The organism is Allobosea sp. CS1GBMeth4 (genome assembly GCF_900185715.1).
Lineage (GTDB): Bacteria > Pseudomonadota > Alphaproteobacteria > Rhizobiales > Beijerinckiaceae > Allobosea.
Map to the genome: position 1 here is coordinate 1 of NZ_FYAS01000030.1, position 21053 is coordinate 21053.

At 69.4% G+C, this 21053-nt stretch carries 21 protein-coding genes; 8 read left to right on the forward strand and 13 right to left on the reverse strand.

Annotated elements, in window-relative coordinates; genetic code table 11:
* The 9 genes from CS1GBM4_RS17335 to CS1GBM4_RS17375 form a co-directional block, all read right to left on the reverse strand.
* A partial coding sequence (locus tag CS1GBM4_RS17335; RefSeq protein WP_186419993.1) for an ATP-binding cassette domain-containing protein occupies nt 1-209 on the reverse strand: 209 nt, incomplete at its 3' end.
* 207 nt (nt 210-416) lie between these two features.
* The gene (locus tag CS1GBM4_RS17340) at nt 417-1430 is read right to left on the reverse strand and encodes an inorganic phosphate transporter (RefSeq protein WP_186419994.1); all 1014 of its coding nucleotides are present in this window, start codon (nt 1428-1430) and stop codon (nt 417-419) included.
* 15 nt (nt 1431-1445) lie between these two features.
* On the reverse strand, nt 1446-2090 hold the full coding sequence (locus CS1GBM4_RS17345; RefSeq protein ID WP_186419995.1) for a DUF47 family protein: 645 nt from the start codon (nt 2088-2090) through the stop codon (nt 1446-1448).
* A 143-nt stretch (nt 2091-2233) separates the two neighbouring features.
* Entirely contained in the window at nt 2234-2503 is a 270-nt protein-coding gene (locus CS1GBM4_RS17350; protein ID WP_186419996.1) for a formate dehydrogenase subunit delta, read from the reverse strand.
* Nucleotides 2500-3345, reverse strand: a complete 846-nt coding sequence (gene fdhD / locus CS1GBM4_RS17355; RefSeq protein ID WP_186419997.1) for a formate dehydrogenase accessory sulfurtransferase FdhD — start codon at nt 3343-3345, stop codon at nt 2500-2502. The genes CS1GBM4_RS17350 and fdhD overlap by 4 nt, the downstream gene beginning before the upstream one ends.
* Nucleotides 3332-6214, reverse strand: a complete 2883-nt coding sequence (fdhF, locus tag CS1GBM4_RS17360; RefSeq protein WP_186419998.1) for a formate dehydrogenase subunit alpha — start codon at nt 6212-6214, stop codon at nt 3332-3334. The genes fdhD and fdhF overlap by 14 nt, the downstream gene beginning before the upstream one ends.
* 10 nt (nt 6215-6224) lie before the next feature.
* Complete coding sequence (locus CS1GBM4_RS17365; protein WP_186419999.1) at nt 6225-7946, reverse strand: NADH-quinone oxidoreductase subunit NuoF; 1722 nt, start codon at nt 7944-7946, stop codon at nt 6225-6227.
* The gene (locus tag CS1GBM4_RS17370; RefSeq protein ID WP_186420000.1) at nt 7943-8413 is read right to left on the reverse strand and encodes an NAD(P)H-dependent oxidoreductase subunit E; all 471 of its coding nucleotides are present in this window, start codon (nt 8411-8413) and stop codon (nt 7943-7945) included. The genes CS1GBM4_RS17365 and CS1GBM4_RS17370 overlap by 4 nt, the downstream gene beginning before the upstream one ends.
* Nucleotides 8414-8640: 227 nt before the next feature.
* Entirely contained in the window at nt 8641-9555 is a 915-nt protein-coding gene (locus CS1GBM4_RS17375) for a LysR family transcriptional regulator (protein ID WP_244607283.1), read from the reverse strand.
* Between the two features lie 176 nt (nt 9556-9731).
* On the opposite strand from CS1GBM4_RS17375, the gene CS1GBM4_RS17380 reads away from it, so the two are divergent.
* On the forward strand, nt 9732-10991 hold the full coding sequence (locus CS1GBM4_RS17380; RefSeq protein ID WP_186420001.1) for an MgtC/SapB family protein: 1260 nt from the start codon (nt 9732-9734) through the stop codon (nt 10989-10991).
* A gap of 9 nt (nt 10992-11000) precedes the next feature.
* Here the strand turns inward: CS1GBM4_RS17380 and eutC are convergent, their stop codons facing one another.
* Both eutC and CS1GBM4_RS17390 read right to left on the reverse strand, forming a co-directional pair.
* Complete coding sequence (eutC, locus tag CS1GBM4_RS17385; protein WP_186420002.1) at nt 11001-11765, reverse strand: ethanolamine ammonia-lyase subunit EutC; 765 nt, start codon at nt 11763-11765, stop codon at nt 11001-11003.
* A complete protein-coding gene (locus CS1GBM4_RS17390) occupies nt 11762-13150 on the reverse strand; it encodes an ethanolamine ammonia-lyase subunit EutB (protein ID WP_186420003.1) in 1389 nt (462 codons plus the stop codon). Before CS1GBM4_RS17390 ends, eutC begins: the two co-directional genes overlap by 4 nt.
* A 223-nt stretch (nt 13151-13373) precedes the next feature.
* On the opposite strand from CS1GBM4_RS17390, the gene CS1GBM4_RS17395 reads away from it, so the two are divergent.
* From CS1GBM4_RS17395 to CS1GBM4_RS17405, 3 genes are read left to right on the forward strand one after another with little or no spacing between them, the layout of a single operon-like run.
* Complete coding sequence (locus tag CS1GBM4_RS17395) at nt 13374-13628, forward strand: hypothetical protein (protein ID WP_186420004.1); 255 nt, start codon at nt 13374-13376, stop codon at nt 13626-13628.
* Nucleotides 13618-14178, forward strand: coding sequence for an ATP-dependent Clp protease proteolytic subunit (locus tag CS1GBM4_RS17400; RefSeq protein WP_186420005.1), 561 nt, complete (start codon nt 13618-13620; stop codon nt 14176-14178). The genes CS1GBM4_RS17395 and CS1GBM4_RS17400 overlap by 11 nt, the downstream gene beginning before the upstream one ends.
* Before the next feature lie 36 nt (nt 14179-14214).
* Nucleotides 14215-14472, forward strand: a complete 258-nt coding sequence (locus tag CS1GBM4_RS17405; protein ID WP_186420006.1) for a hypothetical protein — start codon at nt 14215-14217, stop codon at nt 14470-14472.
* A gap of 16 nt (nt 14473-14488) precedes the next feature.
* Here the strand turns inward: CS1GBM4_RS17405 and CS1GBM4_RS17410 are convergent, their stop codons facing one another.
* Nucleotides 14489-15442, reverse strand: coding sequence for a cation diffusion facilitator family transporter (locus CS1GBM4_RS17410; protein ID WP_186420007.1), 954 nt, complete (start codon nt 15440-15442; stop codon nt 14489-14491).
* 206 nt (nt 15443-15648) lie between these two features.
* On the opposite strand from CS1GBM4_RS17410, the gene CS1GBM4_RS17415 reads away from it, so the two are divergent.
* Nucleotides 15649-16941 (forward strand): NAD(P)H-binding protein, encoded by a 1293-nt coding sequence (locus tag CS1GBM4_RS17415; protein WP_186420008.1) that lies wholly within the window; start codon nt 15649-15651, stop codon nt 16939-16941.
* Entirely contained in the window at nt 16941-17420 is a 480-nt protein-coding gene (locus tag CS1GBM4_RS17420; protein ID WP_186420009.1) for a DUF2269 domain-containing protein, read from the forward strand. The genes CS1GBM4_RS17415 and CS1GBM4_RS17420 overlap by 1 nt, the downstream gene beginning before the upstream one ends.
* A gap of 37 nt (nt 17421-17457) precedes the next feature.
* Here CS1GBM4_RS17420 and CS1GBM4_RS24665 read toward each other — a convergent pair whose 3' ends face one another.
* Complete coding sequence (locus CS1GBM4_RS24665; RefSeq protein ID WP_244607284.1) at nt 17458-18402, reverse strand: hypothetical protein; 945 nt, start codon at nt 18400-18402, stop codon at nt 17458-17460.
* Between the two features lie 196 nt (nt 18403-18598).
* Here CS1GBM4_RS24665 and CS1GBM4_RS17430 point away from each other — a divergent pair, with 196 nt between their 5' ends.
* Together CS1GBM4_RS17430 and CS1GBM4_RS17435 are read left to right on the forward strand one after the other, a co-directional pair.
* The gene (locus tag CS1GBM4_RS17430) at nt 18599-20089 is read left to right on the forward strand and encodes an amidohydrolase family protein (RefSeq protein ID WP_186420010.1); all 1491 of its coding nucleotides are present in this window, start codon (nt 18599-18601) and stop codon (nt 20087-20089) included.
* Nucleotides 20086-21015, forward strand: coding sequence for a GTP-binding protein (locus CS1GBM4_RS17435; protein ID WP_244607285.1), 930 nt, complete (start codon nt 20086-20088; stop codon nt 21013-21015). The genes CS1GBM4_RS17430 and CS1GBM4_RS17435 overlap by 4 nt, the downstream gene beginning before the upstream one ends.
* Nucleotides 21016-21053 lie beyond the last annotated feature (38 nt).

Sequence of the window (21053 nt, forward strand, 5' to 3'; positions counted from 1 at the left end):
ATCGAGCCCTCGATCCGGCTCGACCCGGGCGGCGTCAGACGCATGATCGACAACGCCGTCACGCTCTTGCCCGACCCAGACTCGCCCACGACCGCAACCGTCTCCTGCGGCTTGATGTCGAAGGACAAATCCCGAACCACCGAGCGCCACTGACCCTCAACACGGAAGGACGTCGTCAGCTTCGAAACCGAAAGGATCGGGGAGGTCATGCAGGCTCCTTCACCACACCAGACGCAAAGGCCAAGCGAACCGACACAGGACCAAAGCCCCGCACGCCCCACAAACCCGCGCCTCTCCAGACCACAATACCCAACCAAAAGCCCTTGTCAGCAAGGGCGATGGCGAAAGATCAGGCGCCGCGCCGCCCGCTGCCGCGGAGGCGGGCGTTCGAAACGCCCGGAGCGGCGAAGACCGGCTCAGCGCCCCGTCAGGAACAGGCCGGACAGCGCATAGGCCAGCGCCGAGATCAGCCCGGCCATCGGCATGGTGACGATCCAGGCCACCACGATGCCGCGGGCGATGCCCCAGCGCACGGCATTGACCCGCCTCGCCGCGCCGACGCCGACGATCGCCCCGGTGATGGTGTGGGTGGTCGAGACGGGGACGCCGAGCCAGGTCGCGAGGAAGAGCGTGATCGCGCCGCCCGTCTCGGCGCAGAAGCCCTGCTGCGGCGAGAGCCGGGTGATCTTCGAGCCCATGGTGTGGACGATGCGCCAGCCGCCGCAGAGCGTGCCGAGCGCCATCGCCGCCTGGCAGGAGATCACCACCCAGAACGGCACGGAGAAGGTCGCTCCCATCGTGCCGTGCGAGAACAGCAGCACGGCGATGATGCCCATGGTCTTCTGGGCGTCATTGGCGCCATGGCCGAGCGAATAGAGCGAGGCCGAGGCGAATTGCAGGATCCGGAAGGTCGAATCGACCTTGATCGGCGCGACCCGCAGGAAGCTCCAGGAGACGATCAGCACCAGCACGAGCGCCAGCGCGAAGCCGATCGCCGGCGACATGAAGATCGCGACGAAGGTCTTGCCCAGCCCCGACCAGACCACGGCCGAGAGGCCGACCTTGGCGAGGCCGGCCCCGACCAGCCCGCCGATCAGCGCATGCGAGGAGCTCGACGGGATGCCCGCGATCCAGGTCACCACGTTCCAGACGATCGCGCCGGTGAGCGCGCCGAAGATCACCCGGTCGTCGACGATCGTCGCCTGGATGATGCCGGAGCCGACCGTCTGCGCGACGTGCAGCCCGAAGAACAGGAAGGCGATGAAGTTGAAGAAGGCGGCCCAGAACACCGCCCATTGCGGCGCCAGCACCCGGGTCGAGACGATGGTCGCGATCGAGTTGGCGGCGTCGTGCAGGCCGTTCAGGAAATCGAACAGCAGCGCGACGGCGATGAGGAAGACGAGGGCGGGAGCGAAGCTGGCGGCGTCCACGGGGCGGTGCGCTTCTCAAAGATGCTCGAGCACGATGCGGCTGACGCGCTTGGCGACGTCCTCGAAACGGTCGACCACCTTTTCCAGATGGTCGTAGATCTCCGCCCCGACGATGAAACCCATGGCGTCGGCGCCGCGATGCGCCTTGAACAGCTCTTTCAGGCCCTGATCGTACAGACGATCCGAGCGCTCCTCGATCGCGCCGATCTCCTTGGCCAGCGCGCCGATGCCGACCGCATGCTTCTTGATGTCGCGCAGCATCGGCAGCAGCTCGCCGACCTTCAGCGACGCCGCCACGATGACCCGGCCGAGCTCCTGCATGCACGGGGCGAAGCTCTCCACTTCGAACAGCTGGATCGCCTTGGCGGTCTTCTGCATCTGATCGATGGCATCGTCCATCGAGCCGATCAGCTCCTCGATGTCGCCGCGGTCGAAGGGCGTGATGAAGGTCCGGCCGACCTCGAGCATCACCTCGCCGGCGATCGCGTCGGCCCGGTCCTCCTCCGTGAAGATCTCGGCGCAGCCCGCCTCGATCGGCCTCGCGCCGCTCAGCACGCCGTCGAGAGCGGCCGCCCCGGCCTTCAGCGTCGCGGCGTGGCGCTCGAACAGCGCGAAGAACTTCTGCTCCTTCGGCAGCAGCTTCTGGAACCAGCTCAGCATCGGAAGCGCCCTTCTCCGGCTTCGTCAGCCCTGCCGCGAGGAGCGGGATGACATGCCCGCGCCTTGTCTGACAGTTTTGCGACAACGGCAATCCGGAATCGCGGACTCGCCACCCGCGAGGCTCCGGCCGCCGCCGTGGCCGTTCACCCGCTTGACGCGGGCCTTATCTTGGCGCGCGCCTTCCGCACGAGTGGCGACAGGGCCGACGCATCCTTTTCGAAGCCCGTGCGGAACTCCTCGCGCATGCGCTTCGTCCAGAACTGGTTGATGTGATTGGCGATCGCCGCGACGGCCTCGGCCTCGGGATAGGACTTGAAGAAGTCGCCGATCTGGTTGGCCATGTGCGCGAGCTTGGCCAGGTGCTCGCCGGCATGGTCCTGCACTCGCCCCCGCTCCCCCTCAGCCTGCGTCATCGTGGTCCCGCCTCCACGGTATCGGCGAGACGCCCGGCGAAGACGGTCGCGGAATCGGCGCGCGCGACGCAGACTAGCGTGAGGCCGAGCGCGTTCGCCCGTTCGATCGCGAGCGAGGTCGGTGCCGAGATCGAGACCAGCGTGCCCGCCCCGAAGATCGCCGCCTTCTCGACCATCTCGAAGGAGGCCCGGCTGGTGACCAGCACGAAGCCCTCGCCCGCATCATGGCCGGCGCGCAGACGCGCGCCGATCAGCTTGTCGAGGGCGTTGTGCCGGCCGACATCCTCGCGCACCGCCAGGATCGCGCCCCTGCGGTCGCACCATGCGGCGGCATGGACCGAGCGGGTGAGACGATGCAGCGGCTGCCGCTGTTCCAGCGCCCCGAGCGCGGCGCCGATCGCCTCCGGCGCGATCGGCGGCGCCGCGGCGGCACGCGCCTGCGCGCTCGGCAGATCGGCGAGCGCCTCGACGCCGCAGAGCCCGCAGGAGGTGCGGCCGGAGAGATTGCGCCGGCGGGCGAGATGCTCGCGGAAGCGGCCGGGCGCCAGCTCGACCGAAACGACGATGCCGTCGGCTTGCGGCGTCACCGCGATCGACCTGATCTCGTCGACGCTGCGGACGATGCCCTCGGTCAGGCTGAAGCCGGCGACGAAATCCTCGAGATCGGACGGCGTCGCCATCATCACCGCATAAGGCAGGTTACCGTAGACGATGTTGACCGGCGCCTCGACCGCGACCTCGGCGCTCGCTGGGACGGCGCGGTCGGCCGGGCCGAAGCTGATGGTCCGGACGGCGACCGCGTGGCTCGCCGGCGGCTGGGCTGGAGGGCTATTCCGCGGCATCGGGCAAGCGCCCCGCGATCAGGCGCAGCGAGACGTCCTGCTCGCGATTGCGCTCCTGCCATTCGGAATAATAGTTCGTCCTGCGGACCTCGACCGCCGTCACCTTGTATTCGGGGCAACTGGTCGCCCAGTCGGAATAGTCGGTGGTGATCACGTTGGCGCCGGTCTCGGCATGGTGGAAGGTGGTGTAGACCACGCCGGGCTGCACCCGCTCGGTGATCTCCGCCCGCAGCGAGATGTCGCCGGAGCGGCTGGCGAGGGAGACCAGGTCGCCGTCCCTGATGCCGCGGCTCTCGGCGTCGAAGGGATGGATCTCCAGCACGTCCTCGTCATGCCAGGCCTGGTTCGCGGTCCGCCTGGTCTGCGCGCCGACATTGTATTGCGAGAGGATGCGCCCGGTGGTGAGGATGAGCGGATAGCGCGGGCCAGTGCGCTCCTGCGTCGGCACGTATTCGGTGATCATGAACCTGCCCTTGCCGCGCACGAAGCGGTCGACATGCATCAGCGGCGTGCCGCTCGGCGCCTGGTCGTTGCAGGGCCATTGCACCGAGCCGAGCGCCTCGAGCTTATCGTAGCTCACCCCGGCGAAGCTCGGCGTCAGCCTGGCGATCTCGTCCATGATCTCGCTCGGATGGCCATAGGCCATCTCGTAGCCGAGCGCCCTGGCGAGATCGATCGTCACCTGCCATTCCGATTTGCCGGAGAGCGGCGCCATCACCTGGCGGACGCGGTTGATGCGGCGCTCGGCATTGGTGAAGGTGCCGTCCTTCTCCAGGAAGGACGAACCCGGCAGGAAGACATGGGCGTATTTCGCCGTCTCGTTCAGGAACAGGTCCTGGATGACGACGCATTCCATCGCGGCGAGCCCGGCCGTGACATGCTGGGTGTTGGGGTCGGACTGGGCGATGTCCTCGCCCTGGACATAGAGCCCCTTGAAGCTGCCGCCGACCGCCTCGTCGATCATGTTCGGAATGCGCAGCCCCTGCTCGGAATCGAGCGGCACGCCCCAGATCATCTCGAAGACCTGCCGGGTCGCATCGTCGGAGACGTGGCGATAGCCGGAGAACTCGTGCGGGAAGGAGCCCATGTCGCAGGAACCCTGGACATTGTTCTGCCCGCGCAGCGGATTGATGCCGACACCGTCGCGGCCGATATTCCCGGTCGCCATGGCGAGATTGGCCATCGCCATCACCGTGGTCGAGCCCTGGCTGTGCTCGGTGACGCCGAGGCCGTAATAGATCGCGCCGTTGCCGCCGGTCGCGTAGAGCCGCGCCGCGGCGCGGACATCGGCGGCAGGCACGCCGGTGAACTGCTCGCTCGCCTCCGGCGAGTTGCGCTCCTGCGCGACGAAGCGCGCCCAGATCTCGAAGTCGGCGAGGTCGCAGCGCTCGCGGACATAATCCTCGGCGACCAGCCCCTCCGTCACCACGACATGGGCGAGCGCGTTGACGAGCGCGACATTGGTGCCGGGCTTCAGCTGCAGATGGTAGTCGGCCTCGACATGCGGCGATTTGACGAGGTCGATCCGCCGCGGATCGGCGACGATCAGCCGCGCGCCCTGGCGCAGGCGCTTCTTCAGCCGGGAGGCGAAGACCGGATGGCCGTCGGTCGGGTTGGCGCCGATGACGATGATGACGTCGGCCTTGCCCACCGACTTGAAGTCCTGCGTGCCGGCCGAGGTGCCGAGCGTGGTCTTCAAGCCGTAGCCGGTCGGTGAGTGGCAGACGCGGGCGCAGGTATCGACATTGTTGTTGCGGAAGGCGGCGCGCACCAGCTTCTGGATGAGGAAGACCTCCTCGTTGGTGCAGCGCGACGAGGTGATGGCGCCGACCGACTCGCGGCCGTACTGCGCCTGGATGCGCCTGAACTCGCCGGCCGCGTGGGAGATCGCCTCCTCCCAGGAGACCTCGCGCCAGGGATCGGTGATCTTCTCGCGGATCATCGGTCTGGTGATCCGGTCCCTGTGGGTGGCATACCCCCAGGCGAAGCGGCCCTTGACGCAGCTATGGCCCTCGTTCGCCTTGCCGTCCTTGCAGGGCACCATGCGTACGACCCGGTCGCCCTGCATCTCGGCCTTGAACGAACAGCCGACGCCGCAATAGGCGCAGGTCGTTACCTTGGAATGCTCGGGCTGGCCGAGCTCGATCACCGTGTTCTCGATCAGCGTCGCAGTCGGGCAGGCCTGGACGCAGGCGCCGCAGGAGACGCATTCGGAGCCGAGGAAGTCGCTCGGCCCAGCCGCGACGCGCGAGCCGAAGCCGCGCCCGGTGATCGTCAGCGCGAAGGTGCCCTGCACCTCGGCGCAGGCGCGCACGCAGCGATTGCAGACGATGCACTTGCTCGGATCGTAGGTGAAATAGGGGTTCGAGGTGTCCTTGGGCAGCCAGTTCTCGTTGGCATGGCCTTCGGCGCTCTCCGGCCTGACATGGTTCTCGCCGTCATAGCCGTAGCGCACCTCGCGCAGGCCGACCGCGCCGGCCATGTCCTGCAATTCGCAATCGCCATTGGCCGGGCAGGTCAGGCAATCGAGCGGGTGGTCGGAGATGTAGAGCTCCATCACACCCCTGCGCAGGGAGGACAGGGTCTCCGACTGCGTGCGCACGACCATACCCTCCTCGGCCGGGGTCGTGCATGAGGCGGGCGTGCCGCGCCGGCCCTCGATCTCGACCAGGCAGAGCCGGCAGGAACCGAAGGGCTCGAGCGAATCCGTGGCGCAGAGCTTCGGGATCGCGGTGCCGAGGCTCATCGCCGCCGCCATCACCGAGGTGCCGGCCGGGACGGTGACGCTGTGCCCGTCGATGGTCAGCGTCACCGTGCTTTCGGCGACCCGGATCGGCGTTCCGAAATCGATCTCCTTGATCAGGCTCATGGCGAACCCCTCATGTCCGACGCTCGGCGACAGGCTCCCCTTCTCCCCTTGCGGGAGAAGGTGGCCGCGTAGCGGCCGGATGAGGGGTCGCGCTGTCGTTTCCGGTCGGCGTTAGCAAAGCTGAAAGGCCGGCAGTGTCGCGCGACCCCTCACCCCAACCCTCTCCCGCAAGGGGAGAGGGGGCAGGGCGGCTCGGGCGGTCGAAATCCTCGAAGAAATGGTCGAGCGCGCTCGTCACCGGCATCGGGGTGAGGCCGCCCATGGCGCAGAGCGAGGCGTCCGTCATCAATCTGTTGAGATCGCGCAGCACGGCGAGGTTCTTCGGCCGCTCGACGCCGGCGATGATCCGGTCGACCAGTTCGACGCCGCGCGTCGCCCCGATGCGGCAGGGCGTGCACTTGCCACAGCTCTCCCGGGCGCAGAATTCGAAGGCGAAACGGGCCTGCCTGGCCATGTCGACGCTGTCGTCGAAGACGACGATGCCGCCATGGCCGAGCATCGCCCGGATGCCGGCGAGCGCCTCGTAATCCATCGGGGTGTCGAGCTGCCTTTCCGTCAGATAGGCGCCGAGCGGGCCGCCGACCTGCACGGCCCTGATCGGCCGCCCCGACAGCGTGCCGCCGCCCATCTCCTCGATGATCTCGCGCAGCGGAATGCCGAAGGCGAGCTCGATCAGCCCGCCGCGCCTGATATTGCCGCCGAGCTGGACCGGCAGCGTGCCGCGCGAGCGACCCATGCCGTAGTCGGCATAGGCCTCGGCGCCATGGGCCAGGATCCAAGGCACCGCGGCGAAGGAGAGCACGTTGTTGACGATGGTCGGTTTGCCGAACAGGCCGGCGAGCGCCGGGATCGGCGGCTTGGCCCTGACGACGGCGCGGTGGCCCTCCAGGCTCTCCAGCAGCGAGGTTTCCTCGCCGCAGATATAGGCGCCGGCGCCGAGCCGGACCTCGATCTCGAAGGCTCTGCCGGAGCCGAGCACCGACGGGCCCAGCATGCCGGCATGATGCGCTCTCAGGATCGCCCGCTGCAGGGTCTTGTGGGCGTGCGGATATTCCGAGCGCAGATAGATGTACCCCTTGGTCGCGCCCACCGCGATCGCGGCGATCGCCATGCCCTCGATCACCAGGAAGGGGTCGCCCTCCATCAGCATCCGGTCGGCGAAGGTGCCGCTGTCGCCCTCGTCGGCGTTGCAGACGATGTATTTCCGCTCGGCCCTGGCATCGTGGACGGTCCTCCACTTGATCCCGGTGGGAAAGCCGGCGCCGCCGCGCCCGCGCAGACCCGACGCCGTCACCTCCTCGACGATCGCGGCGCCGGTGAGCGAGAGTGCCCGCTCCAACCCTCTCAGCCCGTCATGGGCGCGGTAGTCGGCGAGCGAGAGCGGGTCGGTGAGGCCGACGCGGGCGAAGGTCAGGCGCTGCTGGCGCTTCATCCAGTCGAGCTCGTCGACCCGGCCGAGCCGCAGCGCATGCGCGCCGCCGGCCTGGAAGCCGGCGTCGAACAGCGAAGCGACGTCCTGCGCTGCGGCGGGGCCATAGCCGACCCGGCCGTCGGGCGTCTCGACCTCGACCAGCGGCTCCAGCCAGAGCATGCCGCGCGTGCCGTTGCGGACGAGTTCGATCGCGACGCCGCGCGCCTGCGCCTCCCTCAGGATCGCCTGCGCGACCGCCTCCGCGCCGACCGAGAGGGCGGCGGCGTCGATCGGGACATGGATGCGGATCGCGTCGCTCATCGCGGCTCTCCGCAGAGCGCGGCGATCCGGTCGGCGTCGACCCGGCCGAGCAGTTCTCCCTCGACCAGCGCCGACGGGCCGAGCGCGCAGTTCCCGAGACAGTACACGCTCTCGACCGCCCCGCGGCCCTCGCTGCCGGGGCCGTCGACCACGATGCCGTGCTCGCGCGCCAGCTCCTCGACCAGCGTCTCGCAGCCGACGGCCTGGCAGGCTTCGGCACGGCAGAGCTTGACCAGGCGGGGCGGCGGCGGGGTGGTGCGGAAGTCGTGATAGAAGGAGATCGTGCCGTGCACATCGGCCAGCGACAGGTTGAGGGTCTCGGCGATCAGCGGCACGGCCTGCGGATCGACATAGCCGAACTCGTCCTGCAGCGCGTGCAGGATCGGCAAGGTCGCGCCTTCGAGGTGCGACAGGCTCGCCACGATCAGCCGAGCGCCGTCCTCGTCCCAGGCAGGGTATGCCGCCATGTCTCCTCCGTCCCCGGCCGCTTCGGCTCTCGCTTGGCGAGATTGAGACGCAAGCTTGGAACAGGTTCAAATCGTTTGTTCCGACCGTACGATAGGCAAGACCTATCAAAAACGGCCAGCGCGCGGCCACAGCCGGATCATCATAGCACACATCGGCCGCGAAGCATCGATCGTCGGGCGATCTTGCGGTGCATCAAAACCGCACGCCGCGGCGCGATAGAGACCGGCTATCGTACGATCGGCCGGCGCGGCAGCGCCGCGTCGGCGACCGGGCGGGTCATCATCAGGAGGTTGCGCGCCAGCGGCGCGAAGGGCTGCCGATCGGCGACGATCAGTCCGATGGTGCGCTGCGCCGTCGGCTCGATCAGCGGCAGCGCCTTGGTGCCGATCGGCACGCCGAAGAATTCGAGCAGCTGGATCGAGACGATGCTGGACACGCCCTGGATGCCGGCATGCGAGCAGAGATTGAAGATCGAATTGGTCTCGATCGCCGGCCGCGGCGAGCGCCCGATCGAGCGGAAGATGCCGTCGATGATGCGCCGGTTCTGCATGTCGGAGGTCAGCAGGCAGAGCTTGTGCTCGGCCGCCTCGGCCCAGGTGATCGAATGATAGGCGCCGAACTCGCCATCCTCGCGCGTCAGCAGCACATAGGATTCGAGGTAGATCGGCTTCGAGATCACCCGGTCGAGCGGCTCGTTGTCGAGATAGGTCAGGCCGACGTCGAGCTCGAAATTGTCGATGCGCTGCTGGATCTCGGCGGAGGTCAGCGAGAGCACCGTCAGCGACACGTCCGGGTAGCGCGAGGAGAACGGCGCGGTGATGTGCGCGATCATCGGCAGCGCGGTCGGGATCGCGCCCAGCCGGATACGGCCGCTGACGCCTTCGCGCAGCTCCGCGATCGATTCCTTCATGAGGTCGGATTCGGCCAGGATGCGCCGGGCATGGGCGAGCACCACCTCGCCTTCCTTGGTCAGGCCCTGGAATCGCCGGCCGCGCTCGACGATCATCACGCCGAGCTCCTCCTCCAGCTGCACGATCGCGGCCGAGAGTGTCGGCTGCGAGACATGGCAGGCCTCCGCCGCCTTGCGGAAGTGCTTCTCGCGGGCGAGCGCATCGAGATAGACGAGCTGGCGTATGATCATGCGCTGCCTCCCCCGGCGCTTCGGCCGATGCGATCATTGGCATAGCGGAGGCGGGACGGTTCGCAATCTCCACCGTCGCGTGACGCCGCTCCGCACTCGGCGCCGCGCTCGACAAGACGATCGCAATTCGTGCAGGAACCCGCGATAGTGAGTGGCGAGAGGCCTGCTGGCTGACCATGGACGAGAACGCCCTTCTGAGCCGCCTGGCGGTTTCGCTCGCGATCGGCCTGCTCATCGGCCTGGAGCGCGGCTGGCGCACCCGCACCGAAGAGGACCATCACCGTGCCGCGGGGCTGCGCACCTTCGCGCTCTCCGGATTGCTCGGCGGCGTGACCGGCGCGATCGCCCAGCAACTCGAATCCGCAAGCGTGGTCGGCCTGGTTTTCCTCGGCTACACCGCGGCGTTCTCGGCCTTCCACTGGCTCGAGGCCCGGGCGGACCGCAATTTCAGCGCGACCTCGGTGATCGCCGGCCTGGCGACCTTCCTGCTGGGCACGCTCGCCGTGATCGGCAACCTCGAGGCCGCGATCGCCGGCGCGGTCGCGATGGCTCTGCTGCTGGCGCTGCGCGACCAGCTGCACCGCTGGGTCGCCTCGCTGAGCTGGGCCGAGATCCGGTCGGGCCTGACGCTGCTCGCCATGAGCTTCCTTTTGCTGCCGATCCTGCCGAACCGCTCGGTTGATCCCTGGGACGTCGTCAATCCCTACGTGATCTGGCTGCTGACGATCATGCTCGCCTCGGTCTCCTTCGTCGGCTATGTCGCCATTCGCGTCTTCGGGGATCGTCTCGGCGTCCTCATGGCTGCCGTCGCCGGCGGCCTCGCCTCCTCGACCGCCACGACCCTGACGCTGGCGGGAATGGCGGATCGCCGGCCGGAACTGCGCGCCCTGCTTGCGAGCGGCATCGTCGTGGCCGGTCTGATCATGGTCGTCCGCGTGGTCGCCATCACCGCGGCGCTCAATCCGTCGCTCCTGCCCCTGATCCAGTGGCCGTTGCTCTCCGCCGGTGCGGCCCTGGCGACCGGCGCCGCCGCGCTGCTGCTCGAGAGCCGCGGTGCATCGCAGCAGCCGGAGCTCCGGATCTCCAATCCGCTCGAACTCGCCTCCGCCCTCAGGATGACCGCGCTGATCACCGCGGTCTTGCTGGCGGCGCGTCTGCTCCAGCGCCATTTCGGCGACGCCGGGGTCTTCGCCATGGCCGGCCTGTCCGGGATCGCGGATGTCGACGCGCTCGTGATCTCGATGGCGCGGATGGCGAGCGCGGCGATCGAGTCCGCCGTCGCGGCGCAGGCCATCATGCTCGCCGTGGCGGTCAACACGCTGGCGAAGACCGCCATGGCCGCCTGGGTGGGCGGTGGCGGGCTCGGCCTGCGCGTCGGGGCGGTCAGCGTCCTCGCCATCGCGGCTGGCGCGCTCGCGCTGTTCCGCCTGGGCTGAACGCGCCTTTCAGCCGCGGCCCGGCTCGGCGATGGCCGGTGTCGCGCCGCTCTCGTCCTTGAGCGCGACGCCGGTCATCTGCCGCGCGAAGGCCGCGCGGATCAGCCAGAGCGCGCCGGCCGCCGCCTGGTCGTGGCTCAGCCCGGCCGCATGGATGTTGGAGATGCAGTTGCGCTCGCCGTCGCTCCGGCCCGGCCGCGGCGCATAGGTCAGGTACAGGCCGAGGCTGTCGGGCGAGGACAGGCCCGGCCGCTCGCCGATCAGGACGAGGGCGAGCCGCGCCTGCAGCAGCGCGCCGATCTCGTCGCCGAGCGCGACGCGCGCCTGCTCGGCGATGGCGACCGGCCCGATCCGCCAGCCCGCTTGGCGCACCGGCGGCAGCAGCGCGGCGACGACCTTGGCGGCATGCGCCGTGACGGCCCGCGCCGAGAGCCCGTCGGCCACGATCAGGGCGAGATCGACCGGCCCTGCGCCGCTGCCCGTCAGCCTCTCGCGGCCGGCATCGGCGAGCGTGCGGCCGAGGTCCGGCCGCAGCAGATAGGAATCGCGGCCGGCGGCACGGCTCGAGACCCTGACGGTGGCGAGCCCCAGGGCCGCGAGGCCGCGCTCCAGCCCGTCCGCGTCGAGGCTTGCATGGACGGCATCGCGCGCCTGCGCATGGGCGAGCGAAAAGCGCAGCGTCTCCCGCGTCGGCAGGCCCGCGCCGCTGCGGCCGAGGCGAAGGCGCGCCGGCGTCGACTGCGCCAATCGCCGCCAGAGATCGGGCTCGCTCATGCCGCCAGCTCCGCCAGCGAGGCGAGCAGGCGCCCCTCTCCGGGCTTTGCCGCCAATCGCCCGTCCGCCTCGGTCAGGCCGTGGGCCGCGAGCCACGCCTCGAACTCCGGTGCCCGCTTCAGGCCGAGCAGGTCGCGGATGTAGAGCTGGTCGTGGAAGGAGGTCGACTGATAGTTCAGCATCACGTCGTCGGCCCCCGGCACGCCCATGACGTAGGTCACGCCGGCCGCGCCGAGCAGCGTCAGCAGCGCATCCATATCGTCCTGATCGGCCTCGGCATGGTTGGTGTAGCAGACGTCGCATCCCATCGGCAGGCCCATCAGCTTGCCGCAGAAATGATCCTCCAGCCCGGCCCGCGTGATCTGCTTGCCGTCGTACAGGTATTCCGGGCCGATGAAGCCGACGACCGTGTTGACCAGCAGCGGGTCGAAGGCGCGGCAGACCGCATAGGCCCGCGCCTCCAGCGTCTGCTGGTCGACGCCGTGATGGGCTTCGGCCGAAAGCGCCGAGCCCTGGCCGGTCTCGAAATACATCAGGTTGGCGCCGAGCGTGCCGCGCTTCAGCGAACGGCCCGCCTCATGGCCTTCGCGCAGCACCGCAAGGTCGATGCCGAAGGAGCGGTTGGCCGCTTCCGTCCCGGCCACCGACTGGAAGACGAGATCGACCGGCGCGCCGCGCCCGATCAGCTCGATCGAGGAGGTGACGTGGGTGAGGACGCAGCCCTGGGTCGGGATCTCCAGGCGCGTGATCAATTCGTCGAGCAGCTTCAGCAGGTCGCCGAGGACGGCGAGATTGTCCGAGACCGGATTGATGCCGATGACCGCGTCGCCGCAGCCGAACGCCAGCCCCTCGCACATGCTGGCGAGGATGCCGCGTGGATCATCCGAGGGATGGTTCGGCTGAAGCCGCACCGCCATGGTCCCCGGCAGGCCGATCGTGTTGCGGAAGCGGGTCACGACCCGGCATTTGCGCGCGACCGCGATCAGGTCCTGCAGGCGCATGATCTTGCAGACCGCCGCCGCCATCTCGGGCGTGATCCCGGGGGCCAGCCGCGCCAGCGCGGAGGTCGTCGCCTCGTCCGACAGCAGCCAGTCGCGGAAGTCGCCGACGGTGAGGCTGGCGACCGGCGCGAAAGCCGCCCGGTCATGGCTGTCGAGGATCAGCCGCGTCACCTCGTCGGCCTCGTAAGGGACGAGGGCCTCGGCCAGGAAGGTCGAGAGCGGCAGCTCGGCCAGCGCCATGCGCGCCGCGACGGCCTCCTCGGCCGAGCCGGCGGCGAGCCCGGCCAGCCGGTCGCCCGAGCGCGCCGGCGTCGCCTTCGCCATCAGCTCGCGCAGATCCTCGAAGACATGGGTCTGCCGTCCGATGATGTGTCGATAGGCCATCGTCGCTTCCATTCGCCGCAGCCCGCCGCAAGCGGATCGCATCCGGCGCAGGCCTGCCGACGCTGCCACCGCTCTGCGGGCTCGCGCAACCCTGCTGCTGCCGGGAGGCTGCGCCGGCGGCGGGCTTCGGTACGCGGCCGCACCGTTCGGACGAGGCCGGCAACCGCGGCTGCGGGCGCAGGTTATCGGGCCGGGCACTCGGCCCCCCTCGCGAGCCACACCGATGCTCCAGACACCGACGCCGCTCTATCGCCACAGGCTTTCGGCCTGCCATCCCCCGACCGGCAAGATGCTGGCGCGGCAGCTGGAGACGGATTTCGCGGGAGTGCCGTTCCAGCGCGAGCTCGCGCGCCTCTCCGGGCGCAGCGAAGCCTCCGTCGCCTGGCTGCTTCAGCAGGACATCGTCGTTCCCGCCAGCCTGCTCTGCGCCGCGCTGGCGTTCCAGAGCGCGATGGACGCGGAACGCCATGACCCCTGAGAGGCCCGCCGTCGCCCACCCGAACATCCGGCTTGTCGGCGCGATCACCGATGACACCGTCCGCGACTTCTTGGCTCAGCTGGACCGTGCGCAGGAGAGCGGCGGCCCGATCGTGCTCGAGCTCACGACCCAGGGAGGTGACGCCGATGCCGCGCGCCGCATCGCCCTGGAAATCCGGCTGTGCCGCTCCTGGCTGGGATTGCAGACGAGGTTCATCGGCAAGACGGCGGTCATGTCGGCCGGCATCACCATCATGGCCGCGTTTCCGGTCGCCGATCGCTTTCTGACGGCCGACGCGCTCCTGCTGGTCCACGAGCGCCGGATCGCCCGGCCGGTCGAATTGAACGGGCCGATCCGCGCCAACATCCAGATCGTCCGGGAGGTGCTGGCAGAACTGGAAACGGCGCAGACCCTGGAGCGCGACGGCTTCGCGGAGCTGGTGCAAGGCAGCCAGCTGAGCCTGGCGGAGCTGCAGGAACGTGCGCGCTTCAACTACTATCTCGGCGCGAGCGAGGCCCTGAGCCGAGGCCTGATCGCGGCGATCGTCTGAGCAGAGGCAACGGAACACCAGCCGAGGAGTGCGGAAATGGTCGAACTGCGGAATGCCATGTCGGGCGACGGGCGGGAGAATGCCGGCATGCGGCCGCTCGCCGAAGAGGGGGGTCAATCCCGGGACACGCTGAAGGAGTTCGGCGTCGATACCGACCGCATGGTCGAGGCGGCGAGCGAGAGCGCGAGAACCCTCCAGGACATGCTGGCCGACGAGGTCCGGGCCCGGCCGCTGCGGGCCTTGGGCTGGGCCGCGGCGATCGGGCTCGTCGTCGGCGTCATCGCCGCTCGGTGAGCGCCGCCCGGAGCCGTCATGTCGCCGTCTGGACGGCCGCGGAGGCCCGCCGCGCCCGCCAGCTCGCCGAGGTCTGCGGCTTGACGAAGACCGAGGCGATATCGGAACGGCCCTGGCGGAGCGTTCGCTCGATCCGCTCGACGCAGGCCTCGATGTCGGCGGTCGAGCGGTCGTCCCTGAATTCGAGGCTCAGCGCGACCACGATCTGATCGGGGCCGAGATGGACCGTGGTCAGGCCGTTGACGCGCTCGACATCGGGCTCGCCGCGGGCCGCGGCGAGTATCTCCGCCTGGACATGGGGCAGTGCGGCCTCGCCCATGAGCAGCGCCTTGCTCTCGCGCGCCAGGACGATCGCGGTCAGGGCCAGGATCGTGCCGATCAGCAGCGAGGCGACGCCGTCGAGCTCCGGGCGGCCGAAATAGGCCGCCGCCGTGATGCCGACGAAGGCGATGAGCAGGCCGAGCAGGGCGGCGGTGTCCTCGAACAGCACGGTGAAGACACTGGGGTCCTTGCTCTGCCGCACTGCGGCGTAATAGCCGAGCGAGCCCTTGGCCGCGCGGAACTCCTTCAGCGCGATCCGCCAAGTATAGCCCTCGAACAGCAGCGAGACGCCGAGGACGACATAATTCGCGGTCAGATCGCTCGCATGCCTCGGCGCGAGGATGTGCGACACACCTTCATAGAACGAGACGCCGGCGCCCACGGCGAACACCAGCAGCGCGACGACGAAGCTCCAGAAATAGAGTTCGCGCCCATAGCCGAACGGATGCGCCAGATCGGGCGGCCGGGCGGCCCGCCGCAGGCCATGGAGCAGGAGCAGGCCGTTGCCGGTGTCGACCAGCGAATGGACGCCCTCCGACAGCATCGCAGAGCTGCCGGTCCAGGCTGCGGCGGCGAATTTGCTCGCGGCGATCAGGAGATTGCCGGCGATCGCCGCGTAGATGACTTTCCTCGAGCCAGAATGTGCCATCTCGTCCCCGCTCTCGCTGGCAACGAGCCGACGCGGCGAGGGTTCCGCGCATGGGCGTGCTCGGTCGCGCCGCATCGTGTACGCTGGCGTACATTCTGGGCGGCCGTTCCGGCCGGTGCGATCCCTTTGCCTCCGCGGATCGTTGACTCGTCGGAGCGCGCCCGTCCGACCGGAGCCTTCCCCCGTGCTCCCGGAGTGGCCGAGCAATGGCACGATTCCTCGTCATCGGTGCGACCGGGCTGATCGGCTCCCGGATCGCGGCCGACCTCGCCGGCGCCGGACACCGGGTCGTCGGTGCGGCGCGCGAGATCGGCAGGGCCGCGCGCCGCATTCCCGCCATCGACTGGGTGCGACTGGATCTGGCGACATCGCGCACCGAGGATTGGGCGCGGCTGCTCCCCGGGATCGATGCCGTCGTGAATTGCGCCGGAGCGCTGCAGAACGGGCCGGCGGATCGGCTGGAGGAGACCCATCATCAGGGCCCGCGCAGCCTCTTCGCCGCCTGCCGCGCCGCAGGCGTGCGGCGCATCGTCCATGTCTCGGCGATCGGCGTCGACCGGGCCACTCCGACCGAATTTTCACGCACGAAGCTCGCCGGCGACGAGGCGCTGATGGCGAGCGGACTGGACTGGGTCATTCTCCGCCCGTCCGTGGTGCTCGGCGACGCCGCCTATGGCGCCAGCGCGCTGATCCGCGGGCTCGCCGCTCTGCCCGTCGTGCCGGTGATGCCAGGCACCGCGCCGCTTCAGCCGGTCACGCTCGACGATGTCGCGGCGACGGCGATCCGCTTTCTCGATCCCGGTGCCCCCAGCCATGTCGTGCTCGAACTGGCCGGCCCGGAGACGATGAGCTTCACCGAGCTGGTGCGGCGTTACCGCAGCTGGCTCGGCTTGGCTCCCGCCATCGAGCTCCGCCTGCCGGCATGGCTCGCGCGTGCCCTGTATCGGCTCGGCGACTTTGCCGCACGGCTCGGCTGGCGCCCGGCGGTCCGCACCACGGCGCAGCGCGAAATCGCGCGCGGCGCCGTCGGCGACCCCTCGGAATGGCGCCGCCTGAGCGGCATTGCGCCGAAACCGCCGACGGAGGTCCTCGCGCGGCGCCCGGCTTCGGTGCAGGAGATCTGGTTCGCCCGCCTCTATCTTCTGAAGCCCCTCGTCATCGCCAGCCTCGCGCTCTTCTGGATCGGCTCCGGCATCGCCTCGCTCGGACCCGGCTACGAGAGAGGACGGGCGCTGCTGGCGCCCGGGCTGAGCGACGCCGTCATTCCCGTCGTGATCGTCGCCGGAGGCATCGCCGATCTGCTCATCGGCATCGGCATCGCCTTGCGACGAACTGCCCGCCCCGCCCTGGTCGCGGGCATCGTGGTCTCGCTGCTCTACGCTGCGGCGGGGACGCTGTTCACGCCCTCGCTCTGGCTCGACCCGCTGGCGCCGCTGCTCAAGATCGCGCCGGTCGTGGCGCTGCTTCTGGTCGCGCTGGCGACGCTGGAGGATCGCTGATGACCTATTTCGTCCTCAAATTCGTCCATCTTCTCGGCGCCGTCGTGCTGATCGGGACCGGCGCCGGGATCGCCTTCTTCATGCTGATGGCGCATCGGACCGGGAACGTGACGAAGATCGCCGGCGTCGCCCGGATCGTCGTCACGGCCGATTTTCTCTTCACCGCCACGGCCGTCGTCGTCCAGCCGATCTCGGGGATATGGCTCGCGCGCGAGGTCGGATACCCGCTGACCGAGGGCTGGATCGTCCTTTCGATCGTCCTCTATCTGGTGATCGGCGTCTTCTGGCTGCCGGTGGTGATCTTCCAGATGCGAATGCGCGATCTCGCGGAGGCGGCCGATGCCGTCGGCGGCACCCTCCCCGCCGCCTATCATCGCCTGTTCCGGATCTGGTTCGCCTTCGGCTTCCCCGCCTTCGGCGCCATCCTCGTCATTCTCTGGCTGATGATCGCGAGGCCCAGCCTGTCCGTCTTCGGATGAGGCTCCGGATCGCGCCGCACCCGGCCGGTCCCGTCGGTCAGGACCGGCCGCGGCCACCGACGCGCGGAGAGAGCGCGAGCGCGAGCGCCATCGCGGCATAGGCGGCGCCGATCGCGGCCGGGCTGACGACCTTCTCCCAGCCCGGCGTCAGCCGTTTCGGCACGACCGCATAATCGACCACCGCCGCCAGCGTGGAGACGGCGACAGCGTCGCCGAAGGCGGCCCGCCGTCCCGGATGCCGGCGCAGCAGCTCGTAGGCACAGGCCCAGAACAGCGAGGCGCCGTGATGCGTCGCGAAGCCGACGATCGTGTGCGGGGCATCGAGCCGCCGCGAGCGCCCCGCCGCCTCGCCCCAGTACCAATGGCTGGTGGAGTTCACCGGCTGCACCGCCGATCGCCCCTCCAGCCTGGCCAGGACCGAGAGGACCGCGCTGGTCGCGAGGCTGACCGCCGTGCCCGAGACGAGGATGTTCGCCACCGAGCGCAGGCGCGACGTCACTCGCCCCTCGTCGGCTTCCCCCGGACGATCGGGCTCCGGGAGGGGTGGAGCCCGCTCCGGAATCGGCGAAGGGGCTTCGTGCCCCTGCTCGGCGGCCGCGCGCCTCGCGGGCCGTTCGCCGGCGATCAGGCGGGTGGCCGCCGTCAGCAGGTCCTGCGGAGGCATGGTGTCGTGCTGGAGATGCCATTCGACATAGTCGCGATCCTTGCCGAGGAGATCGGCGATGTCGGCCACCCAGTCGCGCCGCGGGAAGCGGCCCGCCATCTTCAGCGCGAAGCTCGCGCTGGTCTGCACCGACAACGCCTCCATGTCGTCGCGCTCGCCCGCCGCTTCGCCGCCGGAGGTGCGATCCCATTCGTCGGCGGCGTCCAGCAACTGCTTCAGCTCGCTGGTCTCCGAAACGGTCGCCGGGCTGGTTCGCAGTTCCCGGATGCGCGCCAGCGCGGCTTCGTAGTCGTCCTGGCTTCTGATCGTCGCGTTCATCGCAGATCCTCCCGCGCCCGCTGGGACTACCCGTTGCAGGCAGGAAGGTTCGCGGCGCCGCCCCGCTTTGGTACGGAAGCGTACTTTCCCCCGTGCGGTGAGTCGGGTGCTTCATGCGAGCCCCGGCGGAGTCGGCCCGACGAAAGAGCTTTGAACCCGCCGCGCTTCTTGTCACCCTCGGCGCGAAACGGAAGGATTGTGGATGTTCGACCTGATGATCCGAGGCGGGCGCGTCATCGATCCCGAGACCGCCTTCGACGCGATCGCCGACGTCGCCGTGAAGGACGGAACGATCGTCGCGATCGGAGCCCTCCCAGAGCCGGCCGGACGGACGGTGGACGCCGACGGCCTCGTCGTCACCGCCGGCTTCGTCGACCTGCACGGGCATGGCCAATCGATCCCGGCCGACCGGATGCAGGCCTTCGACGGCGTCACCACCTCGCTGGAGCTGGAGATCGGCGTCCTCCCGGTGGCCCGCTGGTACGAGGAACAGGCCAATGCCGGCCGGGTCCTGAACTATGGGGCCTCCGCGGGCTGGGTCTTCGGCCGGATCGCCGCGATGACCTCGCAGCAGACGCAGCCGACGATCGAGGGCATGGGCCTCGCCATGCGCGACCGGCGCTGGGTCACCGATGCCGCCGACCCGGCCGAGACGGCCGAGATCGTCGAACGCGTCCGGACCGGCCTCGAGCAGGGCGCGCTCGGCATCGGCTTTCCCAATGCCTACGCGCCGGGAACCGGCATCAAGGAGCTCTCCGAACTCTGCAGCCTGGCCGCCGGCTTCGGCACGCCGACCTTCACCCACATCGCCTTCATGTCGAACGTCGATCCGCTGAGCTCGATCGAGGGTTATACGCGGCTGATCGGGCTGGCCGGCTCCACCGGAGCCCACATGCATATCTGCCATTTCAACAGCACGAGCCTGCTCGACGTGGAGCGGGCGGCGGAGCTCGTGCGCAACGCCCAGGCTCAGGGCCTCAAGGTCACGGTCGAGGCCTATCCCTACGGCACCGGCTCGACCGTGATCAGCGCCGACTTCTTCAGCGACCCGGCGTTCCCGACACGCTTCGGCACGGATTACGGCGCGATCGAGGTCGTCGCCTCGCGTCACCGCTTCCGTGACCGCGACGAGCTCCTGCGTGCCCAGCAGGAGAATGCCGGGGCGCTGGTGCTCATCCATTTCCTCGACGTCGCCGCCAATGACCGGCACAGGAACCTGCTCGACGTCTCGGTCATGTTTCCCGGCGGCATCATCGCGTCGGACGCCATGCCCTGGACCCTGCCGAACGGCTCGACCTATATCGGCGATGCCTGGCCCCTCCCCGAGGACGCCGTCTCGCATCCGCGCTCGTCGGGGACCTTCACGAAGTTCCTGAAGGAATGGGTCCGCGAGCGGCAGGCCATCAGCCTGCTCGAGGGCCTCGCCAAATGCTCGCTGCTCCCGGCACGGCTGCTCGAGGGCTGCACGCCGGCCATGCGGAGGAAGGGCCGCCTCCAGATCGGCTGCGATGCCGACATCGTCGCATTCGACTTCGCTGCCCTGACGGACCGGGCGGACTTCACGCGCATGAACGCGCCCTCCGAGGGCGTGCGGCATCTGCTGGTCGGCGGCGAGGCGGTCATCGCCGACGGAGACCTCGTCAGGAACGCCCGGCCGGGTCGCCCCATCCGGCGCCCGACGCCGTGACGGCGATCCCCATCCTGCTGATCTCCGGCCATCTGGGCGCCGGGAAGACCACCCTCGTCAACCGGCTGCTCCAGGAGGCGCTGGGCAAGCGCATCGCCGCGATCGTCAACGATTTCGGAGCCATCGACATCGATGCCGCCTTGCTGCAATCCTCCAGCGACGGCCTCGTCAGCCTGAAGAACGGCTGCATCTGCTGCTCGCTCCAGGGCGACCTCCTGCGGACTCTCGCCTCGGTGGTGAGGCGCGCGCCCGCCCCGAATGCCATCGTGATCGAGACCAGCGGCATCTCGGATCCGGCGGAGATCATCCGCAGCCTTCTCGATCCAGTGATCTTCAGGGCAGCGGCGCTGGAAACGGTGCTGACTCTGGTGGACGGCCTGCGAACCTCCGAGGAGCCGGAGCTGTGGCACGATCCGCTCTGGCTCTCCCAGGCGCGGTCGGCCGATGTGCTGCTCGTCACGAAGGCCGATCTGATCGGCCGCCCGGCGGCGGACCAGCTCGCCTCGCGGCTCGAACAGCGCTTCCCGGCCAAGCCTGTCTTCGTGCTCGAGGGCGACCTGCCGATGGAGCTGATGTTCGGCCATGGCCCGGGCGAGCTGCGAACGCCCGCGCCGCCTCGCCCGAGCTCGCCGACCAGCTTCGAAACCCTCGCCTGGACCGCCCGCCGGCCGCTCTCGCTCGCGAAGTTCCAGGCCGCCCTGGACCCGATGGCGAAAAAGCTCCTGCGCGCCAAGGGCTTCGTGACTTTCGCGGACCGGCCCTCGCAGCCTCTCGTCTTCCAGCTCGTCGGCTCGCGCGCCACGCTGACGCCGGCCCCCGCCCCGCCGGCCGACGGTCTGGCGGCGGCGATCGTGCTGATCGCCAGGCAGGAGGTGGCGGACCTGGGCGATATCGCAGCGTTGCTGGACGAGACGGTGACGCCGTGACGGCACGTGCGACCGGCCGGGGGCTCTGCCCGGTTCCC

Bases quoted from the DNA above. Each gene is read 5' to 3' on its own strand.
- CS1GBM4_RS17410 (WP_186420007.1), bottom strand. From the start codon at position 15,442: ATGGCACATTCTGGCTCGAGGAAAGTCATCTACGCGGCGATCGCCGGC.
- CS1GBM4_RS17350 (WP_186419996.1), bottom strand. From the start codon at position 2,503: ATGACGCAGGCTGAGGGGGAGCGGGGGCGAGTGCAGGACCATGCCGGC.
- CS1GBM4_RS17375 (WP_244607283.1), bottom strand. From the start codon at position 9,555: ATGATCATACGCCAGCTCGTCTATCTCGATGCGCTCGCCCGCGAGAAG.
- CS1GBM4_RS17365 (WP_186419999.1), bottom strand. From the start codon at position 7,946: ATGAGCGACGCGATCCGCATCCATGTCCCGATCGACGCCGCCGCCCTC.
- CS1GBM4_RS17400 (WP_186420005.1), top strand. From the start codon at position 13,618: ATGACCCCTGAGAGGCCCGCCGTCGCCCACCCGAACATCCGGCTTGTC.
- CS1GBM4_RS17370 (WP_186420000.1), bottom strand. From the start codon at position 8,413: ATGGCGGCATACCCTGCCTGGGACGAGGACGGCGCTCGGCTGATCGTG.
- CS1GBM4_RS17390 (WP_186420003.1), bottom strand. From the start codon at position 13,150: ATGGCCTATCGACACATCATCGGACGGCAGACCCATGTCTTCGAGGAT.
- CS1GBM4_RS17380 (WP_186420001.1), top strand. From the start codon at position 9,732: ATGGACGAGAACGCCCTTCTGAGCCGCCTGGCGGTTTCGCTCGCGATC.
- CS1GBM4_RS17395 (WP_186420004.1), top strand. From the start codon at position 13,374: ATGCTCCAGACACCGACGCCGCTCTATCGCCACAGGCTTTCGGCCTGC.
- CS1GBM4_RS24665 (WP_244607284.1), bottom strand. From the start codon at position 18,402: ATGAACGCGACGATCAGAAGCCAGGACGACTACGAAGCCGCGCTGGCG.
- CS1GBM4_RS17420 (WP_186420009.1), top strand. From the start codon at position 16,941: ATGACCTATTTCGTCCTCAAATTCGTCCATCTTCTCGGCGCCGTCGTG.
- fdhF (WP_186419998.1), bottom strand. From the start codon at position 6,214: ATGAGCCTGATCAAGGAGATCGATTTCGGAACGCCGATCCGGGTCGCC.
- CS1GBM4_RS17415 (WP_186420008.1), top strand. From the start codon at position 15,649: ATGGCACGATTCCTCGTCATCGGTGCGACCGGGCTGATCGGCTCCCGG.
- fdhD (WP_186419997.1), bottom strand. From the start codon at position 3,345: ATGCCGCGGAATAGCCCTCCAGCCCAGCCGCCGGCGAGCCACGCGGTC.
- CS1GBM4_RS17345 (WP_186419995.1), bottom strand. From the start codon at position 2,090: ATGCTGAGCTGGTTCCAGAAGCTGCTGCCGAAGGAGCAGAAGTTCTTC.
- CS1GBM4_RS17405 (WP_186420006.1), top strand. From the start codon at position 14,215: ATGGTCGAACTGCGGAATGCCATGTCGGGCGACGGGCGGGAGAATGCC.
- eutC (WP_186420002.1), bottom strand. From the start codon at position 11,765: ATGAGCGAGCCCGATCTCTGGCGGCGATTGGCGCAGTCGACGCCGGCG.